We start from the raw sequence: 20,851 nt of genomic DNA, 5'->3' as shown, positions 1-20,851 counted from the left end.
AAGTATATAAACAAATAAGTAATTATTTTTTGATATCTTTGGTTTATTAATATACTTTCATAAACCAGCTAATTTTTAACATCATGATTTTTGACAAACAACTAGAGAAAAAAACCCTAAAAACAAACTTTATTATAGCTATTGGTTATGCTTTTTTTAGTATAATAATAGTCTACTTCGCACAGTCTTTAACTGTCTTATTAGATACAAGCTATTCAGTGATATCTATTCTAATATATGCTATTTCTATATATGTCTTAAGAAAGCTTAATCAACCAGCAAATAAACGTTATAACTATGGATATTATCGTTTAGAACCAGTTTTTATAATATTGGAATCTTGGTTTGTGTTACTAGTAGCATTGAGTGTAATTTTGATGGCGATATTTAATATGTTTACTCATACGATTAAACCAAATTATGGTGTAGCACTACTGTCGGAAATAGTAGGTACAGCATTATGTGTTTATATGTACTTCTTTGTTAATAAAAGAGCTAATCAAACTGGCTCAAAGATTTTATTTACTGATGCCCAAATGTGGAAAGCTGATGCTTTATTGGGCTTGGGAGTAATATTTAATATCATGATTGGGTTTGTTTTAGAAAAATCAGGGTTTGATACATTAGCAATTTATGTTGATCCAATAGTAGCAATTTTGATTGGTTTTTATATCGTAATTAGTCCAATTAAGCTTATCAAGGAAGCATATCAACATTTGTTAGATGCCGCGCCATCTTCTGAGCTTAAAAAACAGATTTTTAAAGTTGCAAGAACGGTAGCAAGTGAGGGTTATAATCTTCCAATAAACAATATTAAAATAACGCAGTCTGGGCGTTTTATATTTGTTGATTTATATTTGGATTTACCTAAGATTGTCGATACTCAAAAAATATTACAATTTAAAACAAAGTTGCAACGTGAATATGAAAGAGCTTTACCACATAATAAACTAAAGGTTTATATAAGCCTTTAGTATCTAGATAGTTTTTATAAATGTGATTGTATTGTATAAATATATAAGAACAGATATATTTATCTAGGTTAGAACTAACTTAATTGGATTCTATGTTACTACATTTATCAATAAAAAATTTTGCTATTATAAAGTCTACAGAAATTGACTTTAGAGAGGGTATGACTGTACTTACAGGAGAGACAGGTGCTGGTAAATCAATCCTCCTTGATGCGCTTAGCTTTGTATTAGGAGCAAGGTTAGAAAAGACATTTTTAAATGATGACACAACTACAGAAGTTTCTGCTACTTTTTGTATTAAAGGTAACCAAAAAGTAAAAAAGATGTTTGAGGAATTATTTATTGAAAATGATAACGGTGAGTGTACGTTTCGTAGGGTTGTCAATAAATCTAAGCAGAGTCGACTTTTTGTAAATGGAAGTGTTGCAAAAGCTAGTGATGTAAAAAAAATATCAGATAAGCTTATAAATATATATAGCCAAAATTCTCACCAGGATTTACTTGATTCAAAAGCTCAGTTGAGTTTATTGGATAGCTTTGTTAATAATGATGAGCTTGTTGGTAAGGTTACAAAAGCTTTTTATGGTCTACAAAAAATTGATTTACAGGTTAGAGAGTTAAAAGAAGTTATAGATAATCAAAATAGCCAAAGAGAATTATTAGAATATAAGCTTAGAGAGCTTATTTCTTTGAAACTGAGAGAAAATGAATTTGAAGAGTTATCCCTGCGCCAAAAAAATCTTTCTAATGTGGAGCAGATAAGTTACAGTTTGAATTACGTTAACAGTATTTTGTACGATAATGATCAAAATATTATAACAATGTTAGCAGAGCTTGAAAAAGAAGTTAGTAAGCTAGAAGATGAAAGCTTTTCAAATCTACAGGAACTAATAACGCAAACAAAAGTATATGCTCAAGAAAGTTATGAAGAGGCACAAAACAAACTAGAGTTTTTAGAGCAAGACCCGGAAGAGTTAGCTAAAGTAGAGCAAAGAATGGGTGAGATTTATGATTTTGCACGTAAACATAAGGTTGAGCCTAGCTACCTATATGAACATATCATAGAGTTACAAGCAGAGTTAGATAGCTTTTCACAAGAAAATAGCAGACTAGGAACACTAATTGAAGAAAAGCAAAAATTAGAGAAAATATATGAAGAGTCTGCAAAAGCTTTAACTCAAGCTCGTCAAAAGGCAGCAAAAGATTTCTCAACACAAGTTGAGAAAAATATTCGCTCCTTGAATATTCCTAAAGGTAGTTTTGTGGCTGAAGTTCTATCTAGTGAAATTAAAACAGCAAAGGGGTTGGATGCATGTGAATTTAAGATAAATTTTAACCTTGGCGAACAGCTTGCTCCAGTTAAAAAAGTAGCATCAGGCGGTGAGTTAAGCCGTATTGGATTATCTATACAGGCGGTATCAGCTGCAAAAAGGTCATACCCTACTTTAGTATTTGATGAGGTTGATGTTGGTATTTCAGGAGCAACAGCTGAAATTGTTGGCAGACTTCTTAAAAAGTTGTCAGAAAAATTACAAGTTTTATGCATAACGCACCAGGCACAAGTGGCAGCTCAAGGTGACATGCATTTACATGTCAGTAAAAAATATCTTAAAGATGTCACAGAATCAAAAATTATAGAGCTAACAGTAGAGCAAAGGATACAAGAAATAGCTAAAATAGCTGGTGGTGTAGATATATCAGAAAATACTCTAAAACATGCTAAAGAATTACTTGGTTTATAAAATGATTTTAGTTTTTTAAACAGTTTACTAAAAGTTGACACGTATTTAACATAAAGTAAGTAGGGACTAGTTACTTTAGTAATGTTATTTAATAACTGATATTCCGCCCATATAGTTAATTAGTGTTTCAGGAACCATAATAGAACCATCTTCTTGCTGGTTATTCTCGATTATTGCTAATAGTGTTCTACCAACTGCAAGCCCAGAGCCGTTTAAAGTATGAACTAATTCTGGTTTTTTCATGGAGGGGTTTTTATGCCTTGCTTTCATTCTACGAGCTTGAAAATCTCCACACCAGCTGCACGATGAAATTTCTCTATAAGTATTTTGTGAAGGTAGCCATACTTCAAGATCATAGGTTTTTTTTGCGCTAAAGCCCATATCACCAGTACATAATTTCATAACTCTATACGGTAAGTTAAGTCTTTGAAGTATCTTTTCAGCATGCGAGGTTAATAGTTCTAGAGACTCTTCACCTTTATCTGCTGTAGTGATATGTACAAGCTCAACTTTTTCAAATTGATGCTGACGTATCATACCTTTAGTATCTTTACCATACGATCCTGCTTCGCTTCTAAAACAAGGAGTATGAGCAGTGTAGTATCTTGGCAATGAACTTGTTTCTACTATTTCATCTCTTACTAAGTTGGTAAGAGGGACTTCAGCAGTAGGTATTAGGCTATATTTAAAATCACCTTCTAACTTAAATAAATCTTGACTAAATTTTGGTAATTGACCTGTACCATACAGACTGTCATTGTTAACCATATACGGGACATATATTTCTTCATAGCCGTGATTTTCAGTATGCATATCTAGCATAAACTGGATTAATGCTCTATGTAGTCTAGCAATCTTATTCTTTAATATTACAAAACGACTACCTGTTATTTTAGCAGCAGCTTCGAAGTCTATCATTTTTAACATTTCACCTATGTCTGCATGATCTTTAGGTTGAGCTTCTGTATGAAAATTACGAGGTATTCCCCATTTTCTAATTTCTATATTTCCACTTTCATCTTTACCAATAGGAACATCTTCAGCAGGTATATTCGGCATTGATAATAACGTCTGGTTAATAGAATCAAGAATATCTTTTAATTCTTTTTCGACTATCTTTAACTCTTCATTGATATTGTTAACTTCAGCAAATATGTCACTAGCATCTTCGCCCTTGGCTTTTCTTTTACCAATTTCTTTTGATATGGAATTACGCTTAGCTTGTAAATCTTGAGTTTTCTCTTGTAATTGTTTTCTTTTAGCTTCTTTAGTTTCAAAAAAATCTATATCTAAATGGTATCCTCTAGTAGCTAATTTTTGAGCAGCTTCTTGTAGATTATCCTTTATATATTTTGCATCAAGCATTAGTCAATTAATCCTTATTTTTTGAATTTGAAAATAGATTTGCCCGTCATTTCTGAAGGTTGTGGTATACTCATTACCTCTAGAATTGTTGGGGCAATGTCAGATAGCTTTCCGTTTTCTATATTTAAACTAGCTTCTTTGTGCCCGACATAAATAAACGGTACAGGATTGGTAGTATGAGCAGTGTGCGGTTTATGTGTTTCTGGGTTTACCATCATATCAGCATTACCATGATCAGCTGTAATAAACATATTACCATTTCTATCTAAGATTGCATCTTTAAGTCTCGTTAAGCATTTATCAAGGTGCTCTATAGCTTGTAGTGTAGCTTCATAATTACCTGTATGACCGACCATATCAGAGTTTGCATAGTTACATACTATACAATCATACTTGCCACTATTGATAGCATCTACTAGTTTATTTGTAACTTCTGGAGCTGACATTTCTGGTTGTAGGTCATAGGTGGGGATTTTAGGTGATGGTATTAAAATTCTATCTTCTCCTTCAAATTTATCTTCTTTACCGCCATTAAAAAAGAATGTCACGTGTGGATATTTTTCAGTTTCAGAGATTCTTAGCTGGGTTTTGTGGTTTTTAGCTAATATTTCACCAAGAGTGTTAACAGGCTGTTCAGGGGGGAATGCAACATTACATTTTAGTTTAGAGTCATATTCTGTAAGTGTAGTAAAGTTTATTTTTAGAAGCTTATCTCTTTCGAAGTTAGTAAATTCACTATCTACAAAAGCGTGGCTAAGCTCCCTAGCTCTATCTGCTCTAAAATTCATAAAGATAACGCTATCATTATTCTCGATAGTTACTAATTCATCATTTTTTTTGATACTAGTTGGAACTACAAACTCATCAGATTGATCACGCATATATGATTGTTCTAAAGCTTCAACAGCAGAATCACATATATATTCAGCATCAGCGTTTACTATGGTGTTATAAGCTTTTTCAACTCTGTCCCAGCGGTTGTCTCTGTCCATGGCATAGTATCTACCAGAGACACTAGCTATATATCCAAGCCCTAAGTCACTTAGTAATTTATCAGCTTTTTCTATAGATTCTCTAGCAGAACGTGGAGGTGTATCTCTACCATCTAAAAATACATGTAAGAAAACTCTTTTGACTCCTTTTTGTTTCGCTACTTTTATTATTTCAAAAATATGTTCTTGATGAGAGTGTACTCCGCCCTCAGAAAGTAAGCCTAATATATGTAGATTCGAACCATTTTTAAGGACATTATTTATAGCTTCACAAAGAGCTTGGTTTTTACCAAAAGAATTTTCACTTATAGCTTTATCTATCTTTGTAAGTTCTTGATAAACAACTCTACCTGAACCAATATTAACATGCCCAACTTCTGAATTGCCCATCTGACCTCTTGGAAGACCAACATCTAAACTAGAGGCGTTGATTAAAGTTTTTGGAAAACTTTGCCAAATACTATCCCAAGTAGGAGTGTTAGCATTTCTTATAGCGTTAAAATAATCATTTTCGCTATATCCCCATCCATCTAATATGACCAAAAGAGTTGTCTGTTTCATATTAATCCTTAAAATGGTTAACCTTAAATATCAGTTTCTTGGGGTAATTATAGCTTTATATTTAAGTTTTGTCTTGTTTGTTATGCAAAAATTATTTTCTAAAGGCTAAGTCTAAGGAAATAAAAAACATTAAAAAAATAAACATGTTTATGCTACTGTGTTTTTCTTATATAATTTTTCCAAATTTTTACAATTTACTAGATATGAAGCAACCTAAACTTCCAACACTTGATAAAACAAATAAATTAAATGTTCTTACCAAAACTTTTGTACAAGAGTTAAAAGACCTCCATTTTGTTGGAGATATACATTCAGATTATGCTTCTAGGATATCTACCTCTATGGATAATAGTGTATATTTTGTAGTTCCAGAATTAGTGCTTTTTCCCAAGAATAAACAGGATATAATGAAGATTTTTGGTTTAGCAAGTAGGCTTGAGTATCGCGACCTTAAGTTCTCTCCACGTGGCGGAGGTACAGCTACAGCAGGGCATTCTTTGTGTGCAGGTGTTGTTATAGATACTAGTCGTTATATGAATAATATTTTAGAAATAAATACAGAAAAAGGTTATGTTAAAGTCCAGCCAGGTGTGGTGCTTGATCAGCTAAATGATACGCTAGCAGATACTGAGTATTTTTTTGCTCCAAATCTTTCTCCTAGTAATAGAGCAACACTTGGTGGTATGGTAAATACAGATGCATGCGGTAAAGGTTCTAGAATTTATGGGCGTACAAGCCAGCATATTTTAGAGCTAGAATGTACATTAATTAATGGTGAAAGTTTAACTACTAAGAAAATAATTTTATCTGATATAAAAGAAGAAGACTTAAGCAATGACGAGAAAAATATTTATAGATGTGTAGTTGAGAATATTATTGAAAAATATGAGCTAATAGAAGAAAAATTACCAAAGTTGAGTAGGTTTCTGACAGGCTATAATTTGGCTAAAACATATGATAAGCAAAATAATACCGTTAATCTTAGTTATCTGATATCAGGGTCAGAAGGAACATTAGCATTTGTTACAGAATTAACTCTTAAGCTCACTAAAAAACCTAAATTTAAAGCTTTGTTTGCTATATCTTATGATAATTTCGACTCAGCATTACGAACAGCTAGAAAGTTATTATCTTATGAACCTTCAGCTATAGAAACAGTCGATAATAATATAGTAGATATTGCTAAAGAGGATGAGGTTTACCATAAGATTAGACATATGCTGGAGAAAGAGACCTCATTCAATCTGACAGCTGTAAATTTTGTCGAATTTATAGCAGATTCAAGACATGATTTAGATACTAAAACAGTAAAGCTAGAAAAGTTATTATTAGATGAAAAGGCCGTTTTTCATTTTACGGAAAATATAGATGAGATGGACAGTCTATGGGAATTGCGTAAAAAAGGTGTGGGGCTACTTGGAGCGATGAAAGGCAATCGTAAACCAATACCGTTTATTGAAGATACAGCTGTAGCACCAGAAAAATTAGCAGACTATATTAAAGAACTAACGAAACTTTTAGATTCTTATGATGTAAAATATGGTATGTTTGGTCATGTTGATGTTGGTTGCTTACATGTAAGACCAGCTTTAGATATGAGCTCTCCAGAAGATGCTAAAAAACTTACGAAAATAACCGCAAAGGTTAGTAAGTTAGTCCAAAAATATGGCGGTATACTTTGTGCCGAGCATGGTCATGGTTTTAGAAGTGAATATTTAAAAGATTATTTTGGTGATGAGTTGTACCACACATTAGGGTGTATTAAAAAAGTATTTGATCCATATAATCAGCTTAACCCTGGTAAAATTACTGTACCAGCTGGTAGTAAAGATAAGTTAGTAACAGTGGATGGACCATTTAGGGGATATTCAGACATTCAAGTGCCTAAGCAAATGAGGGAGCAATTCTCAGGAGCCTATAATTGTAACGGTAATTCCCAATGTTTGAATTACAACTTAGATACTGTAATTTGTCCGTCTGCTAAGGTTAGTAGAAATTGGCTTTATTCACCTAAAGGTAGAACAGCAATTTTAAGAGAGTGGTTAAACCAGCTATCTGCAGAAGGCTATACCACTGTTGGAAAAGAAGAAAAAATAGGTTTAGATAATCCAAAAGATTTTCCTGATGATTTCTCTCATCAAGTTTATGACTCTTTAGAGAAATGTCTTGGTTGTAAGGCTTGTGTTACAGGATGTCCTATAAAGGTAAATATCCCAGCGATGAAGTCACAATTTTTAGCAAACTATCACTCAAGATATCGTCGACCAGCTTTAGACTATTTTGTTAAATATAGTGAGGTTATGCTAAGCTTTAATTTACATATGCCAAAAATATTTAATGATATTTTCAATATTCAGTTTGTAAGAGCAAGTTTGGGTAGTATAGTTGGATTTGCTGATACTCCCTTGGTAAGTTCTTTAAATTTAAAATCAGAGCTTAGAAAGCGAAACGCACTAGAGTTTAGTTTAGAAAAGTTAGCCAAACTTACAAATGACCAAAAATCAAAAACAGTCTGTATTGTTCAAGATATCTTTACTTCACTATATGAGACTCATGTGGTTTTAGCTCTTTATGATTTTCTTACAGGGATGGGTTTTGATGTTTATGTAGCACCATTTAGAATCAATGGAAAGCCAGCTCATGTGAAGGGATTTTTAAAGTATTTTAAGAAACAAGCTTTAAAAGCGACCCAATTGTATAATGAGATAGCAAACATTGGTATTGATATGATTGGTATCGATCCTGCGATGACTTTAGTTTACAGAGATGAGTACCTTAAAGTACTTGAAAATGAAATAAAGTTTGAAATTAAGATGATACAAGAGTGGTTAGTAATAAAGCTAGATTCTTTACCAAAAATGCAAGGCTTGCTTGCTAGAGAATTTAGTTTATTTACTCATTGTACTGAAAAATCACTATCGGCAATTTCTATTGTATATTGGCAAAAAATATTTGAGCATTTTGGTATAGATGTCAAGCTTGTTAAAACAGGCTGTTGCGGCATGTCTGGTAGCTTTGGCCATGAAGCTAAAAATATAGAAACTTCTAAGCGTATTTATAGCTTAAGTTGGAAAACTAAGATTAAAGAATCGGGAATTAGGAATTCTATGGCAACTGGTTTTTCTTGTCGTTGTCAAGTTAAGAGGTTAGAGGGACATACAATTAAACATCCAATAGAAATCTTAGAATTAAATAGAAAAAAAATACATAAAGCGTTGACATAATAATTTTGATAAGTATAATAGTCCTCATTGTTGGGTTGTTAGCTCAGTCGGTAGAGCAGCTGGCTTTTAACCAGTTGGTCACAGGTTCGAATCCTGTACAACCCACCAAACTCATTTACCATACTGTTTTATAGAAAATTGTGAAGCTAAATAATAAAAATTTTTTGAGATCTACTTGTTGTATCATTTAGGTTTATTAATCATTGATAGTAGAGTACATTAAGAGTGCCTGCCTGCTAGGAGTTGGGAGAAAAATTATCGTTATTGCTAATGCTAAAATTAGAGATTTAAAAATAAAAATTCAAATTGCTTAAAAATTTAGTAATATAGTTGATAACTGATTTTCTTATTATGCTCTTTTTCTTATAAAATTATGATTAAATCAACAGTCTTTAAGTGTATGGGGATTATATTAGTATCTTTATTTATTTTTTTATAGTACACTTCATATTGTAGATTTATCTCAATTTATTTAAATTCTTCTTTTTAGTTTTTCTGAGTAATCACAAAACTTAAAATATTAGTTTTATAATTAAGAATATATATCTGCAAATATCAATTAAACGAACAAGAAGAGAATGATAATGAATAATAAATTACAAGGAACGGTTAAGTTCTTCAATGACGCAAAAGGTTTTGGTTTTATCAATTGCAAGTCTTTAAGTAAAGATGTGTTTGTACATGTTTCAAATATTGGAAATGGTACTCTTACAGATGGTCAACAAGTTAGCTTCCAAGTTAAAGATGGTAATAAAGGTAAAGAAGCATACGACGTTAAAGCACTTTAATACGCTTTCTATAAATAGACCCACGTTTTACCATTAGCTTTCTTTTAAACAGAATAGTTGTGTCGTAAAACAGAAAAGAGTATTCATAATTTCTATTATAAGATAAACATATATGGTAGAAGTTCTTGGATATTTGTTTCTTTAATATCAGTTTTAGTTTTATTCGCCAATATGATAGGGCAATCCATATCTAGTAGCTCTGACATAACTTGACGGCATGCACCACATGGAGAAACTGCATGTTCTGTATCTGCGATAACAACTATTTTTGCAATGTCAGTTTTACGGTAGCCTTGGCTATATATATAAAATAAAGCTGATCTTTCAGCACAGTTGGTTAAACTAAAAGAAGCATTTTCGATATTAGCACCTGTTATTACCTTACCATTTGTAAGTAAAACAGCTGCTCCAACTTTAAACTTTGAGTAAGGAGCGTAAGCGTTTTCAGAGGCTTGGATCGCTATATCAACTAGTTTTGTGTTTTCCATATTTTATGTTAATTTCCTTATTGAAAGTCATTTTTAATAGATTCTTTTATTATAGCCATTATATCAGTCATCCCTTGTAAATATTTACTTTTATCTATAGTTTCAGCTTCAGTTCTTTTTGCTAGTACTGTACATATGCAACTAGCATCTAAATCAAATGTTGCACATATAGTTAATATTGCAGAAGATTCCATCTCTAAGTTTAAGACATTTAATTTGCGCCACTCTTCTATAGAATTTTGGAAAGTTCGACGAACATAACCACTATAGTTATCTTTTCTTTCTTGTCCTGGGTAAAATGTATCCGATGACCCTGTTATACCTACACGTAATTCTTTATTTAAGTGTTTGGCAGAAGAGTATAAAGAATGATTTAAAGCGAAGCTAGCAACAGCAGGGTATTCAACAGGGGCGTAGTGATAAGATGTACCATCCAACCTAACTGATGCTGTAGTTAAGATTAAATCACCTATCCCTATATTTTTTTGAATCGTACCACAAGTACCAACACGGATAAATTTCTTGACACCTATCATTGCTAATTCTTCTATACATATGGCAGCAGACGGGCCACCCATGCCCGTAGAAATTATAAGCACATTTTTATGATTAACCTTAGCCAGCCAAGAAGTATATTCTCTATTTGATGTTAAAAAATAAGCATTTTCATCAAGCATTTTAGCTAGCATTTCTACCCGGTTTGGGTCACCTGGTAATATAGCAACTTCAGCGCTTTTTATAATATTTTCGCTTAAATTTATATGATATAGTACTTCATTAGATTCTACTCTTTTATTTTGTATATTAATATTTGACATATATTTTAAACAACCTTGTTACAACTATTTTTTAATTAAAGTATATATCTAGTTTATTGTGGGTAAAAGATATTTTTGCGTTTTTTATGTTTATTTATACTTTATAATATAGTGTATGTTTTTAGTATAATTTATTTAAATCGATGAGCAAACAGCTATATGTAAATTATGACACTATAGAAAAATTTCTCTTATGTGAAACTCCTAATGCTTGGATTAATACGGCACTAAAGAACATAGAGCTTATGCTTTTAGATCATGCTCATTGCGAGATAAAAGCAGCTTCTTCGGCTATGACATATATTTGTAGACACCCGGATAAGCATGACTTAGTTACCAGAATGTCTAAAATTGCAAGGGAAGAGCTTGTTCACTTTGAACAAGTTATGAGAATTTTGAAAAAACGTGATATCAAATTCAAATCAATATCAGCTTCTAGATATGCTAGCCAGTTGATAAGAGCAGCACGTACTGATAAAGAGGGTCGTTTCATAGATGATCTGATAATAGGAGCATATATTGAGGCTCGTTCATGTGAGAGATTTGCTAAAATAGCGCCTTTTTTAGATAATGAGCTACAAAAATTCTATAATGGTTTGTTGGAATCTGAAAGACGACATTTTACTATTTATTTGGAGTTTGCTCAAAAGTATTCATCAAGAGATATTCTAAAAGAAATTAAAAGAATAGGTGAAGTTGAGAAAAAGCTAATACTATCGCTAGACACTGAGTTTCGTTTTCATAGTGGGGTTTTAGAAGTTTAGGGGTTAGATAATAGGTAATCTCCATTTGTAGAGTATTGTCATGATTCTGATAGTTAACCCGGTACTAATAATAATCCCAGCACTGATATATAAATTTATATTAAAGTGAATAAAGACAATATTTAAAAAACCAACAATAGCTGCTACAGAAGCGTATAATTCTGATTTAAAAGCTACAGGAATATCATTACAGATCATATCCCGCATTATACCACCAGCAACCCCATTAACTATAGCTATGACGGTACTAACCACTAGTACGCTAAAAAAATTCATTTCAAAAACTTCAGAGCAAATCTGATAAGCAATACTGCTACCAATATATGCAAAAGCTATTAAACCTATAGAGTCAAGAATTAGAAAGACATTATAAAACTTATTTATATATTTCTGGGTAAAGATAGCTATAATTGAAAAAACTAAACATATAACCATATAGGAAGGATGTAGCATGATAGTTACAGGTAGGTTTCCTAATAGTAAGTCTCTGACCACACCGCCACCTAAAGCTGTTGTTAGAGCAATAGCTACAACACCAAAAGCATCCATGTTACGTCTTGAAGAAGATATAACTCCAGTCATGCTTTCAGCTATTATCCCAAGTATGAACATGATACTAAAAATGAAGGGACCTGTTGTTATTCCTATATGATAATTATGCACATTATTCCTTGATTTTGGGCAGTTGGTTTGGATACATTGTAGAGATTATTTTAAAAATTGAAATTATTTTTTTATTATTAGCTTAGCTTTGATGTTAGGGGTATCTTTTCCTTTTAATACTTCAAAACCTTCAAGGCTAAAATTAGCTTGCTTTTCAGTTTCTATATATATAATAGTTCCTTGCGGTATAAAGCTATTTTCAAGTAGGTTTTCTAGTGTTTTTGGGATAATATCTTTGTTAAAAGGCGGATCTAGAAAAATAATTAGTTGAGAATTAGGTATATTAAGTTTACTAAGAGCCTTTATACTATCAGTTTTATATAATTCAAAATTTGAAATCTCTAGGTTTTGCAAATTCTGTTTTAATTGATCTATAGCTTTAAAGTTGGTTTCATAAAATATGGCTTTTACAGCGCCTCTTGATAAACTTTCTATTCCTAAACTACCACTTCCAGCGAAAGCATCTACACAGATGCTACCATGTATATATGGAGCTAACCAGTTAAAAATAGTTTCCTTTAACTGATCTGAGGTAGGTCGAAGACCATTGATATCAGGAAATTTAAGTCTTCGATTTTTATATTCGCCAGCTATTACCCGAACAGTGTTAGTTTTCACTATTTGACATCTCCAACTATCACTGTTACAATAGCATTTTTTTGAATTTGTTGAAAAGCTTGATTAATTTGTGCTGGAGTGACAGAATTTATATTTTCGACGTACTGATCAAAAAAATCTAAAGGTAATTCTTTGTTAGCAATAGATGATAACATACTAAGTTTCGAACTATTTTTTACAGAAGTTAGTAGATGAGTACCTTCTATATGTTTTTTTGTATTTGCAACACTTTCTTCGTCTATTTTTTTATAAACAAAATCTTCATAAACTTCTTTTATAGTTTTTAGAGCTAGATTTGGATTACTTGTTTGAGCTGATATCACAAAGCTACCATAGTCAGGGTTAATATTTGCATTGCTGCTGATATTGTAAACCAATCCAAGCTCTTCCCGCACTTTGTTAAATAATAAAGAATTTAAACCACTGCCACCAAGTATTTCATCACCAAGTTTTAGTGGGAAGTATAAAGGGTCTAATATGTCTACTAGAAGTTGGTGACCTATTAAAATTGAAGTTTGGTTACTACTAAATTGTTTTTCTACTATTATAGGCTTAGCTGGTAATTGTATAAAATTTTGCGTGTTTGCTTGCCCTTTGTGCAGAGAGTTTATGATCTCTTTAGCTAATTTCTGAGTATCAGATTTGCTTATGTCTCCGACTACACAAATATTGGCATTACTAGCACATATGTATTTATTATAGAAGTTGGTGATATCTTTGATAGTTATTTTTTGTATGCTACTTTTATAACCAATAGTAGGATGGCTATAAGGGTTTTCAGCAAAAAGTTGTTTAGAAAACTCTAAAGATGCTAGGTAAGTGGATTGCTTATGCAAATAGTCAATATGCGTAAGTGTTTGTAATTTTTCTCTTTCAAGGATATTTTCATCAAAATCTGGCTCTGTAAAGATTTCTCTGAGGATTGTCATCGTTTGGTCTAATACGTGTGACTCACTTAAAATTCTAACTTTAACGCAAAAAAATTCTTTACTAGTTTCAGCATGAATTGATGCACCTATATCTGTAATTTTATTTATAAGTTCTTGTTCAGTAGAAGACTTTGTTTTTGTAGCAAATAAACTTACTGCCAAGTCAGCTAAACCATTTAGTCTGTCATCAAATGCAGATCCAGCCCTAAAATTTAGCTGAATATCTACCATAGGTAAATTAGTGTCTCTTTGAAAGTATATATTTGTGTTGTTAATATTAAGTTTCTGGATCATTTGTTGTTTAATCCTTTAGTAAATGTACAGATGTAAGGTTTTGTTTGTTAAAGTATTCGTTAAGTACTCTATTTACATCCTCAATTGTTACATCATAAAGTTTGTTAAGGTACCTATAGTAATCAACATTTAGATTGATGCTAGCTAATGAACCAATAAGGTTTGCTTGGGTTTCTAATGAATCCATAGCAAATATTTTGTCCGCTTTGATAGTGACTTTAGCACGCTGCAGTTGCTCTTGTGTTATACTATTGGCTTTTAAACCATTAATAACGTTTTCAATCTTATCTTGAATGTTTTCTAGACTTTGATCTTGATTTGCTATTGCTGTAATAATAAAAATGTCCTCTCCCTTTATAAAGGGCAAATATTCACTATCTATATGACAACATAAAATTTCATCTCTGACTAGTTTTTGCTGAAGAATAGAAGCATCTGCGCTTCCTAAAATATTATTTAAAATCATTAGAGCAAATGGATCATTCTCTTGGTAATTTGTAGTTAAAGATGGAGTAATATAACCCATTATTATAGCTGAGGTATCATTAGGTGGCTTTTTAATTTCTAACTGCTTATAACCAGAATTAATTAAACTACTTTCTTGTTTAGTTTCTGGTATAAAAGAAGTAGGTATATTACCAAAATAATCTCTTATCATATGATATGCTGAGTCTTTATCAACATCTCCAACTATCACTATACTAGCGTTATTTGGAGCATAGTATTGCTTGTACCATCGCTTTAACTTGTCCAAAGAGTAACTTTCAATATCTTCACGCCAGCCTATTATAGGTGTGTGGCGGGAGTTTGTCTGGTATGCCAGTTTCATAAATTGTTCAAAAGCGTAGTTAAAGGCTTTATCATCAACTCTAAGGCTACGTTCTTCTAAAACTACCTTTCTTTCTGGAATAAATTCCCTCTCGTCAAAAATAAGATTATTCATACGAGAAGACTCTAAAGATAAGCTTAATTCTAAGTTTCTCTTATGCCAAAACTGGTAGTAAGCAGTATAATCAAAGCTAGTAAAAGCATTTTGAATACCGCCATTATTTTCAACTAGACTATTCATGTCTTTTTTTGAATATTTGTCGGTGCCTTTAAACATCATATGTTCAAGCATATGCGAAATGCCAGTTAGATTTTGAGGTTCATAGGTTGATCCAACTTTATACCAAATTTGTGATAAAACAACAGGTGCTCGCTGATTTGGTTGTACATATATGTTTAGACCATTATTTAGAGAGTATGTATGTATTTGCATATTTTAAGTTTCTTTTGATTTGATAAATAAGTATATTAGTAAAGCTAGAGCAATTAGAGTTGGTCCAGCAGCACCAAATATAGGAGGCATGTGTAATATAAGTGCTATAGGTCCAAAAATTTGGTTAATTATGAAAAATGAAAATCCAAAAAGAGCGCCTAGAATAAGTTTTACAACAAGGGTTGATGATCTATTTGAACCTATACTAAGTGGTACAGAAAGTAGTATTAAAATCATCAAAGATATTGGTTGAAATATTTCTTGCCAGAACTTTAAAGATAATGTTTTATCGTTGGCTTGAGTATTCGAAAACATAAATTTTGTTAACTGTGTTAGGCTTAAATAATCATTGTCATTGATTGTTATGATACGTGCTACTGATAAAGGTAAAGGATCTGCCCATTTATCTTGACTTATGTTTTTTACGATTTCAAGTTGTTTTTGTATATCTGTAATCGGGTAAACAATTTTGTTGATATTATAAGCATTTGCAGCAGTGTCGGTAGAATACTTTGCGGTAGTTGCAAATCGGACTTCTTTTAATTTATTGTTTTCTATTATAAACCTACTAATTCCTGTGGCTGATTTTTTTTCAGGGTCTATATGTCTTATGTGAGTGATACCATCGGTAGTTTTTAACCATATGTTATTACTGTTGTATTGTACAGTATTAGTATCTGCAAGTTTTTGTAACACAGGAGCTATATATCCGCCAAATACTATCGCAACAGCGGCACCAATTAAACCAACGATAATAACCCCTTTAGCAATTTGGAATGTTGAACGCCCTGAAGATCTAAGCACAATAATTTCAGAGTTATTTGCTAGTAGACTAAGCCCCATAAGTGCTCCTACCATGGCACAAGCAGGAAGTAGGGTATATAAGATTCCTGGTAATTGGTATAACGTGTTTACAGTAAGTTCCCAGTTACTGGCATTATTATGACTATTACTAACTTGCGCTAAGTATGTAAAAATAAAGAATAAAATGCAAAAAATAGTAGTAACAATCAAAAAACTGTTTAATACTGTTTTAAAGATATAGCGATCAATTCGGTTTAAAAACATATCTCTTTACCTTTTATTGGATATTCCGTTTTGTTTTCTGATAGTTCTTATAGCAAATATTGCAAAGAAAATGTGGGGTAGCCAAATCCCGATCCAAGCAGGAATATTACCTTTTGCCATTAGTGTGTTGACAAACATTATTGAACATAAATATAGAGCTAAAACTATTACAGATGGAAGAAGCTTTGCATATCTATTTTGACGTGGTTGTAGCCTGCACATCGAAAGTGCAAGTAAGCTAGCAATTATTATACTAATACAGTCATTAAGCCTTGAAAAAAGTTCAGCAGTAGACCGGTTTTCTCCTTTTAAAGCATTTTTCACCAGCTCCCCAAAATATAACCTATCCATTCTATAATGGTTATAGTCACGAATAGAGTTGTCATAAATTGTATATATTGCTTTATCTGCTGTACCGTAAGTGGCTTTAAATGATTTTAGTTCGCGTGAGTATATATTTACATCTGTGAAATTTAAAAAAGCTGCTGTTTTATCTGATATAACAGTTGCCTGTGGCGCTGTAATAACCTTATAATCTTTATCTTTTGGAGCTTGTTGGTATAAAAATAAACCATTTAATCTATTTCCAGATTTAGTGTTAATGTATAAAACTCTACCGTTTGGTATATTAAGTACTTTTCCATCTGTTATAGAGGATATTAAGGCACGTGCAGACAGTGAGGTTTGGAATACATCGGTAGTTTGGTTGGCTAAAGGTATGAGATACATAGATGTAAAAAAAGCAGCTACTATTAGAACAGTAGCAGGTTTTAAAGTATTTAAAACTATTTTTAGCCATGTAACTCCGCCGGCTAAGGTTACAAACATTTCGTTGTTTGAAAAATATTTGCCAAAACATAAAATTATGGCCAAGAACATAGCTATTGGGATAACAAAAGTTACGTTTTGGGGTAATGTTAAAATTACAAACTTTATAATAGCATCCATACCTAGACCTTGAGAATAAGCCTTCTGAAAAAGTCTAATAAGTAAGTTGGCAGATAATATAGATATGATAAATAAAGTTATAGAGGTAAAAGCGTTTACAATATCTCTATTATAGTATTTTTCTAGAATCAAAACTTATCACTAGTAATTTTAAGCTATTTATTATTCTATAATTTTTATTAATAAAAGTCAGCAATTTAATACAAAGCTTAATTTTAAACTGGTGCGTTAATAAGTATTTTTTGATATGATATTTGAAAATTAGGAAAGTAAAGATAAGACCGTATGAAATTGACTATAACTGATAAGACTAGCTTAAGTTCAGAAGTGATAATTGTTGCTCAAGAAAACTTACAGAAATTAGTAACTGAAACTAAGTGTCCAAATTCAAAAAAACTATTAGGAAAAAAAGTTTTTAAAGCCAAGTTTGGAGAAGTACTTCCTTTGTTGCATAGCGAAAAAACAGTAATACTTTTAGGAATTGGATTAAGGCAGGATTTTTTAAGTTCAGAGTATGATAAATCTATTGCCAAAGCATGTGATTTTTTGAAAAAAATAAATATAGAAGAAGTTGCTATTAATGTAGATTATGTATTTGAAAATTGTGATATAAAGCAGTTTGCATCAGAAACTGTTAGAGCTTTAATATCAGAAAGTTACGTTTTTGATGAGTTAAAAACAGTAAAAGAAAGCTATAGTTTAAACCAGGTAGAGTTAGTTTATTCAGGTAATCAAGATCTTGATCAAGCAGTTAAAATAGGGTCTGCTATAGCTTGTGGACAAAACTATGCTAAGGATTTACAGAATTTGCCAGCAAATATTTGTAATACTGATTATATGCTTAATGAAGCTAGGGAGCTTACTTCTAAATATGATAAGTTTGATTTGGAGTATTTGGATGAAGATGCAATGAAAGAGTTGGGTATGGGTTGTGCTTTAGCTGTAGGTAGAGGTTCAGATATGCCAAATTATATTGTATCTATGAAATACAATGGAGCAACAGATGATCAGGCACCTATAGTTCTAGTAGGTAAAGGCTTAGTATTTGACAGTGGCGGATTGTGTATAAAGCCCGCTGCCGGTATGGATACTATGAAGATGGATATGGGTGGCGCAGCTGTTGTTATGGGGACTATGAAAACTTTAGCAATGCTTAATCTTCCTGTTAATGTGATAGGTGTTATGGCTCTAGCAGAGAATGCTATAGATGCTAGGTCTTATCGTCCGGGAGATGTGCTTAAGAGTATGAAGGGAATAACTGTAGAGGTTAGCAATACAGATGCTGAAGGTAGACTTGTGTTATGTGATACATTAACTTATGTTGGTAAATATAAACCAAAAGTAGTTATAGATATGGCAACTTTAACAGGAGCTATGATAATTTCTTTAGGAGATGCTTTTTCTGGGCTGTTTGCTAATAGTGATAAACTAGCAAATAGCTTACAACAAGCTGCACAGGCTTCTAATGATTTAGTGTGGAGATTGCCATTGCATAAGCCTTATTTAGATAAAATTAAAAGTAAGGTAGCAGACGTGGATAACTGCAACAGAGATAGATCAGCAGGATCAATTGTGGCAGCTTTGTTTTTGTCTAAGTTTACAGAAGATTATGAATGGGCGCACCTTGATATAGCAGGTTCAGCAATGGGTGATTTTTCAAGTTGTAAAGCAAGTGGGCGTCCTATACCTCTTTTAACTCACTACTTATTATCTCAAGCGAAATAATTTCTGTTTCTTTAAATAAAATTCTTACATCTATAGCATATTTTTTATTTTGTGATAAAATACTAATGTAATTAAATTTAAATCTTTAGATTTTAATTACGGAGATCATAATGTTAAGAGTTACTCAACAAGCAATTACTTTTGATGATGTATTGCTTTCGCCTAGATATTCAAATGTACTTCCTTATCAAGTAGATTTAAGAACAAATATAACTAGAGACATTCAACTAAACATTCCATTAGTGTCAGCAGCTATGGATACTGTTACAGAATCTCGATTGGCTATAGCAATAGCTCAGGAAGGAGGTATCGGTATAATACATAAAAATATGTCTATTGAAGCACAAGCACAAGAAGTTAAAAAAGTAAAAAGGTTTGAAAATGGTATGGTGATTGATCCGATCACTATACAACCACAGGATTCAATTAAGCAAATCATGCAACTAGCAAAAGAGTATAACTTTTCTGGGTTTCCGGTGGTTGATGAAAATAACCAAACAGTGGGTATAGTTACCAAACGTGATTTTAGGTTTGCTAAGGATCTTGATGAGCCTGTTAGTTCTATAATGACACCTAAAGATAAGCTTATAACAGTTTCTGAAGATGCATCACAAGGCGCGATTAAAAAAAAGTTACATGAACACAAAATAGAAAAACTACTAGTAGTTAATAATTGTGGTGTGCTGGTTGGGTTAATAACTACCAAAGACATTGAAAGGTCACAAAATAAACCAAATGCATGTAAAGACTCTTTAGGGCGCCTTAGAGTCGGTGCTGCTGTTGGTACGGCTGCTGATACTAAACAAAGGGTAGCAGCACTAGCTAAAGAAGATGTTGATATCATAGTTGTAGATACTGCTCATGGTCATTCTCAAGGTGTGCTTGATACAGTTAAATGGGTTAAAGATACATATCCTCACATCCAAGTAATAGGTGGTAATATCGCCACAGCCCAAGCAGCTAAAGATTTAATCAAAGCTGGGGCAGATGCTGTAAAAGTAGGTATTGGACCAGGTTCAATTTGTACTACTAGAATTGTAGCAGGTGTCGGTGTGCCGCAAATAACAGCTATTGCTGATGTGGCAGAAGCTTTGGAAGGTACTGGAGTGCCTGTAATAGCGGATGGAGGTATTAGATATTCAGGCGATATTGCTAAGGCAATAGTTGCAGGTGCATCAGTGGTTATGATAGGTGGTTTATTTGCAGGAACAGAAGAATCACCTGGAGAAGTTGAGTTGTTTCAGGGACGTTCTTATAAATCTTACCGCGGCATGGGTTCTCTTGGAGCTATGGAAAAAGGTTCATCTGATAGGTATTTTCAAGGAGATACTGAAGTTAAAAAGTTTGTTCCTGAAGGAGTAGAAGGACGTGTGCCATATAAAGGTTTACTTGCTGCTGTTATTCATCAGCTGATTGGTGGTCTTAGATCAAGTATGGGATATACTGGTTCAAAAGATATAGCTACTATGCGTACAGAACCAACATTTGTGCAAATAACAGGAGCTGGATTTAATGAGTCTCATGTGCATAATGTAACAATTACAAAAGAACCACCTAATTACCAATCATAGTAGTGTATTGATTTGTTAAAAAAGGGTATAATTACATAAATCCTGTAAAAAATTACCT

General features: G+C 32.3%; 17 protein-coding genes and 1 tRNA gene. 8 read left to right on the top strand and 10 right to left on the bottom strand.

The genetic code is table 11. The annotated features are described in order from the left end of the window. Positions 1 to 83 precede the first annotated feature (83 nt). Together SD28_RS06275 and recN are read left to right on the top strand one after the other, a co-directional pair. Positions 84 to 974: a cation diffusion facilitator family transporter gene (locus SD28_RS06275; protein ID WP_039125156.1), complete on the top strand. Its 891-nt coding sequence runs from the start codon at positions 84 to 86 to the stop codon at positions 972 to 974. A 92-nt stretch (positions 975 to 1,066) separates the two neighbouring features. Beyond that, the gene (gene recN, locus SD28_RS06270) at positions 1,067 to 2,716 is read left to right on the top strand and encodes a DNA repair protein RecN (protein ID WP_039125153.1); all 1,650 of its coding nucleotides are present in this window, start codon (positions 1,067 to 1,069) and stop codon (positions 2,714 to 2,716) included. Positions 2,717 to 2,800: 84 nt separating this feature from the next. Here the strand turns inward: recN and serS are convergent, their stop codons facing one another. Both serS and gpmI read right to left on the bottom strand, forming a co-directional pair. Next, positions 2,801 to 4,081 (bottom strand): serine--tRNA ligase, encoded by a 1,281-nt coding sequence (serS, locus tag SD28_RS06265; protein WP_039125151.1) that lies wholly within the window; start codon positions 4,079 to 4,081, stop codon positions 2,801 to 2,803. A 14-nt stretch (positions 4,082 to 4,095) separates the two neighbouring features. After that, the gene (gene gpmI / locus SD28_RS06260; RefSeq protein WP_039125149.1) at positions 4,096 to 5,634 is read right to left on the bottom strand and encodes a 2,3-bisphosphoglycerate-independent phosphoglycerate mutase; all 1,539 of its coding nucleotides are present in this window, start codon (positions 5,632 to 5,634) and stop codon (positions 4,096 to 4,098) included. 203 nt (positions 5,635 to 5,837) lie between these two features. Here gpmI and SD28_RS06255 point away from each other — a divergent pair, with 203 nt between their 5' ends. The 3 genes from SD28_RS06255 to SD28_RS06245 all read left to right on the top strand — a co-directional run bounded on the left by SD28_RS06255 (position 5,838) and on the right by SD28_RS06245 (position 9,646). After that, complete coding sequence (locus SD28_RS06255; RefSeq protein WP_039125849.1) at positions 5,838 to 8,858, top strand: FAD-binding and (Fe-S)-binding domain-containing protein; 3,021 nt, start codon at positions 5,838 to 5,840, stop codon at positions 8,856 to 8,858. 32 nt (positions 8,859 to 8,890) lie between these two features. Further along, positions 8,891 to 8,966: transfer RNA gene (locus tag SD28_RS06250), tRNA-Lys, on the top strand. A 476-nt stretch (positions 8,967 to 9,442) separates the two neighbouring features. Next, positions 9,443 to 9,646, top strand: coding sequence for a cold-shock protein (locus SD28_RS06245; protein WP_039125147.1), 204 nt, complete (start codon positions 9,443 to 9,445; stop codon positions 9,644 to 9,646). 95 nt (positions 9,647 to 9,741) lie between these two features. On the opposite strand, the gene cdd is transcribed toward SD28_RS06245, so the two are convergent. Together cdd and udp are read right to left on the bottom strand one after the other, a co-directional pair. Next, positions 9,742 to 10,134 carry a cytidine deaminase gene (gene cdd / locus SD28_RS06240; RefSeq protein ID WP_039125144.1) on the bottom strand — a complete coding sequence of 131 codons (393 nt, stop codon included), beginning with the start codon at positions 10,132 to 10,134 and terminating at the stop codon, positions 9,742 to 9,744. Between the two features lie 17 nt (positions 10,135 to 10,151). Further along, the gene (udp, locus tag SD28_RS06235) at positions 10,152 to 10,952 is read right to left on the bottom strand and encodes a uridine phosphorylase (RefSeq protein WP_039125142.1); all 801 of its coding nucleotides are present in this window, start codon (positions 10,950 to 10,952) and stop codon (positions 10,152 to 10,154) included. Between the two features lie 143 nt (positions 10,953 to 11,095). On the opposite strand from udp, the gene miaE reads away from it, so the two are divergent. Next, positions 11,096 to 11,716 (top strand): tRNA-(ms[2]io[6]A)-hydroxylase, encoded by a 621-nt coding sequence (gene miaE / locus SD28_RS06230; protein WP_039125140.1) that lies wholly within the window; start codon positions 11,096 to 11,098, stop codon positions 11,714 to 11,716. Positions 11,717 to 11,719: 3 nt separating this feature from the next. Here miaE and SD28_RS06225 read toward each other — a convergent pair whose 3' ends face one another. From SD28_RS06225 to lptF, 6 genes are all read right to left on the bottom strand, one after another. Further along, positions 11,720 to 12,328 (bottom strand): trimeric intracellular cation channel family protein, encoded by a 609-nt coding sequence (locus SD28_RS06225; RefSeq protein WP_052251886.1) that lies wholly within the window; start codon positions 12,326 to 12,328, stop codon positions 11,720 to 11,722. A gap of 114 nt (positions 12,329 to 12,442) precedes the next feature. Then, entirely contained in the window at positions 12,443 to 12,997 is a 555-nt protein-coding gene (gene rsmD / locus SD28_RS06220) for a 16S rRNA (guanine(966)-N(2))-methyltransferase RsmD (protein WP_039125138.1), read from the bottom strand. Beyond that, positions 12,997 to 14,220, bottom strand: coding sequence for a M16 family metallopeptidase (locus SD28_RS06215; protein WP_039125137.1), 1,224 nt, complete (start codon positions 14,218 to 14,220; stop codon positions 12,997 to 12,999). The genes rsmD and SD28_RS06215 overlap by 1 nt, the downstream gene beginning before the upstream one ends. A gap of 7 nt (positions 14,221 to 14,227) precedes the next feature. Beyond that, positions 14,228 to 15,481 (bottom strand): M16 family metallopeptidase, encoded by a 1,254-nt coding sequence (locus tag SD28_RS06210; protein ID WP_039125135.1) that lies wholly within the window; start codon positions 15,479 to 15,481, stop codon positions 14,228 to 14,230. Between the two features lie 3 nt (positions 15,482 to 15,484). Next, complete coding sequence (lptG, locus tag SD28_RS06205) at positions 15,485 to 16,549, bottom strand: LPS export ABC transporter permease LptG (RefSeq protein ID WP_039125133.1); 1,065 nt, start codon at positions 16,547 to 16,549, stop codon at positions 15,485 to 15,487. 6 nt (positions 16,550 to 16,555) lie between these two features. Next, positions 16,556 to 17,629, bottom strand: coding sequence for an LPS export ABC transporter permease LptF (gene lptF, locus SD28_RS06200; protein ID WP_039125130.1), 1,074 nt, complete (start codon positions 17,627 to 17,629; stop codon positions 16,556 to 16,558). Between the two features lie 153 nt (positions 17,630 to 17,782). Between lptF and SD28_RS06195 the strand changes: the two genes are divergently transcribed. Together SD28_RS06195 and guaB are read left to right on the top strand one after the other, a co-directional pair. Continuing rightward, a complete protein-coding gene (locus SD28_RS06195; protein ID WP_039125128.1) occupies positions 17,783 to 19,222 on the top strand; it encodes a leucyl aminopeptidase in 1,440 nt (479 codons plus the stop codon). 110 nt (positions 19,223 to 19,332) lie between these two features. After that, complete coding sequence (gene guaB / locus SD28_RS06190) at positions 19,333 to 20,793, top strand: IMP dehydrogenase (RefSeq protein WP_039125126.1); 1,461 nt, start codon at positions 19,333 to 19,335, stop codon at positions 20,791 to 20,793. Positions 20,794 to 20,851 lie beyond the last annotated feature (58 nt).

Origin of the sequence: Allofrancisella guangzhouensis (genome assembly GCF_000815225.1) — a bacterium.
GTDB classification, from domain to species: domain Bacteria; phylum Pseudomonadota; class Gammaproteobacteria; order Francisellales; family Francisellaceae; genus Francisella; species Francisella guangzhouensis.
Note: the sequence above shows the minus strand (reverse complement) of the source record. Positions and strands in the feature narration are given on the sequence as shown.

Bases quoted from the DNA above. Each gene is read 5' to 3' on its own strand.
- SD28_RS06255 (WP_039125849.1), top strand. From the start codon at position 5,838: ATGAAGCAACCTAAACTTCCAACACTTGATAAAACAAATAAATTAAAT.
- serS (WP_039125151.1), bottom strand. From the start codon at position 4,081: ATGCTTGATGCAAAATATATAAAGGATAATCTACAAGAAGCTGCTCAA.
- SD28_RS06210 (WP_039125135.1), bottom strand. From the start codon at position 15,481: ATGCAAATACATACATACTCTCTAAATAATGGTCTAAACATATATGTA.
- SD28_RS06195 (WP_039125128.1), top strand. From the start codon at position 17,783: ATGAAATTGACTATAACTGATAAGACTAGCTTAAGTTCAGAAGTGATA.
- SD28_RS06245 (WP_039125147.1), top strand. From the start codon at position 9,443: ATGAATAATAAATTACAAGGAACGGTTAAGTTCTTCAATGACGCAAAA.
- SD28_RS06225 (WP_052251886.1), bottom strand. From the start codon at position 12,328: ATGTTCATACTTGGGATAATAGCTGAAAGCATGACTGGAGTTATATCT.
- miaE (WP_039125140.1), top strand. From the start codon at position 11,096: ATGAGCAAACAGCTATATGTAAATTATGACACTATAGAAAAATTTCTC.
- SD28_RS06215 (WP_039125137.1), bottom strand. From the start codon at position 14,220: ATGATCCAGAAACTTAATATTAACAACACAAATATATACTTTCAAAGA.
- recN (WP_039125153.1), top strand. From the start codon at position 1,067: ATGTTACTACATTTATCAATAAAAAATTTTGCTATTATAAAGTCTACA.
- SD28_RS06275 (WP_039125156.1), top strand. From the start codon at position 84: ATGATTTTTGACAAACAACTAGAGAAAAAAACCCTAAAAACAAACTTT.
- guaB (WP_039125126.1), top strand. From the start codon at position 19,333: ATGTTAAGAGTTACTCAACAAGCAATTACTTTTGATGATGTATTGCTT.
- gpmI (WP_039125149.1), bottom strand. From the start codon at position 5,634: ATGAAACAGACAACTCTTTTGGTCATATTAGATGGATGGGGATATAGC.
- cdd (WP_039125144.1), bottom strand. From the start codon at position 10,134: ATGGAAAACACAAAACTAGTTGATATAGCGATCCAAGCCTCTGAAAAC.
- udp (WP_039125142.1), bottom strand. From the start codon at position 10,952: ATGTCAAATATTAATATACAAAATAAAAGAGTAGAATCTAATGAAGTA.
- lptG (WP_039125133.1), bottom strand. From the start codon at position 16,549: ATGTTTTTAAACCGAATTGATCGCTATATCTTTAAAACAGTATTAAAC.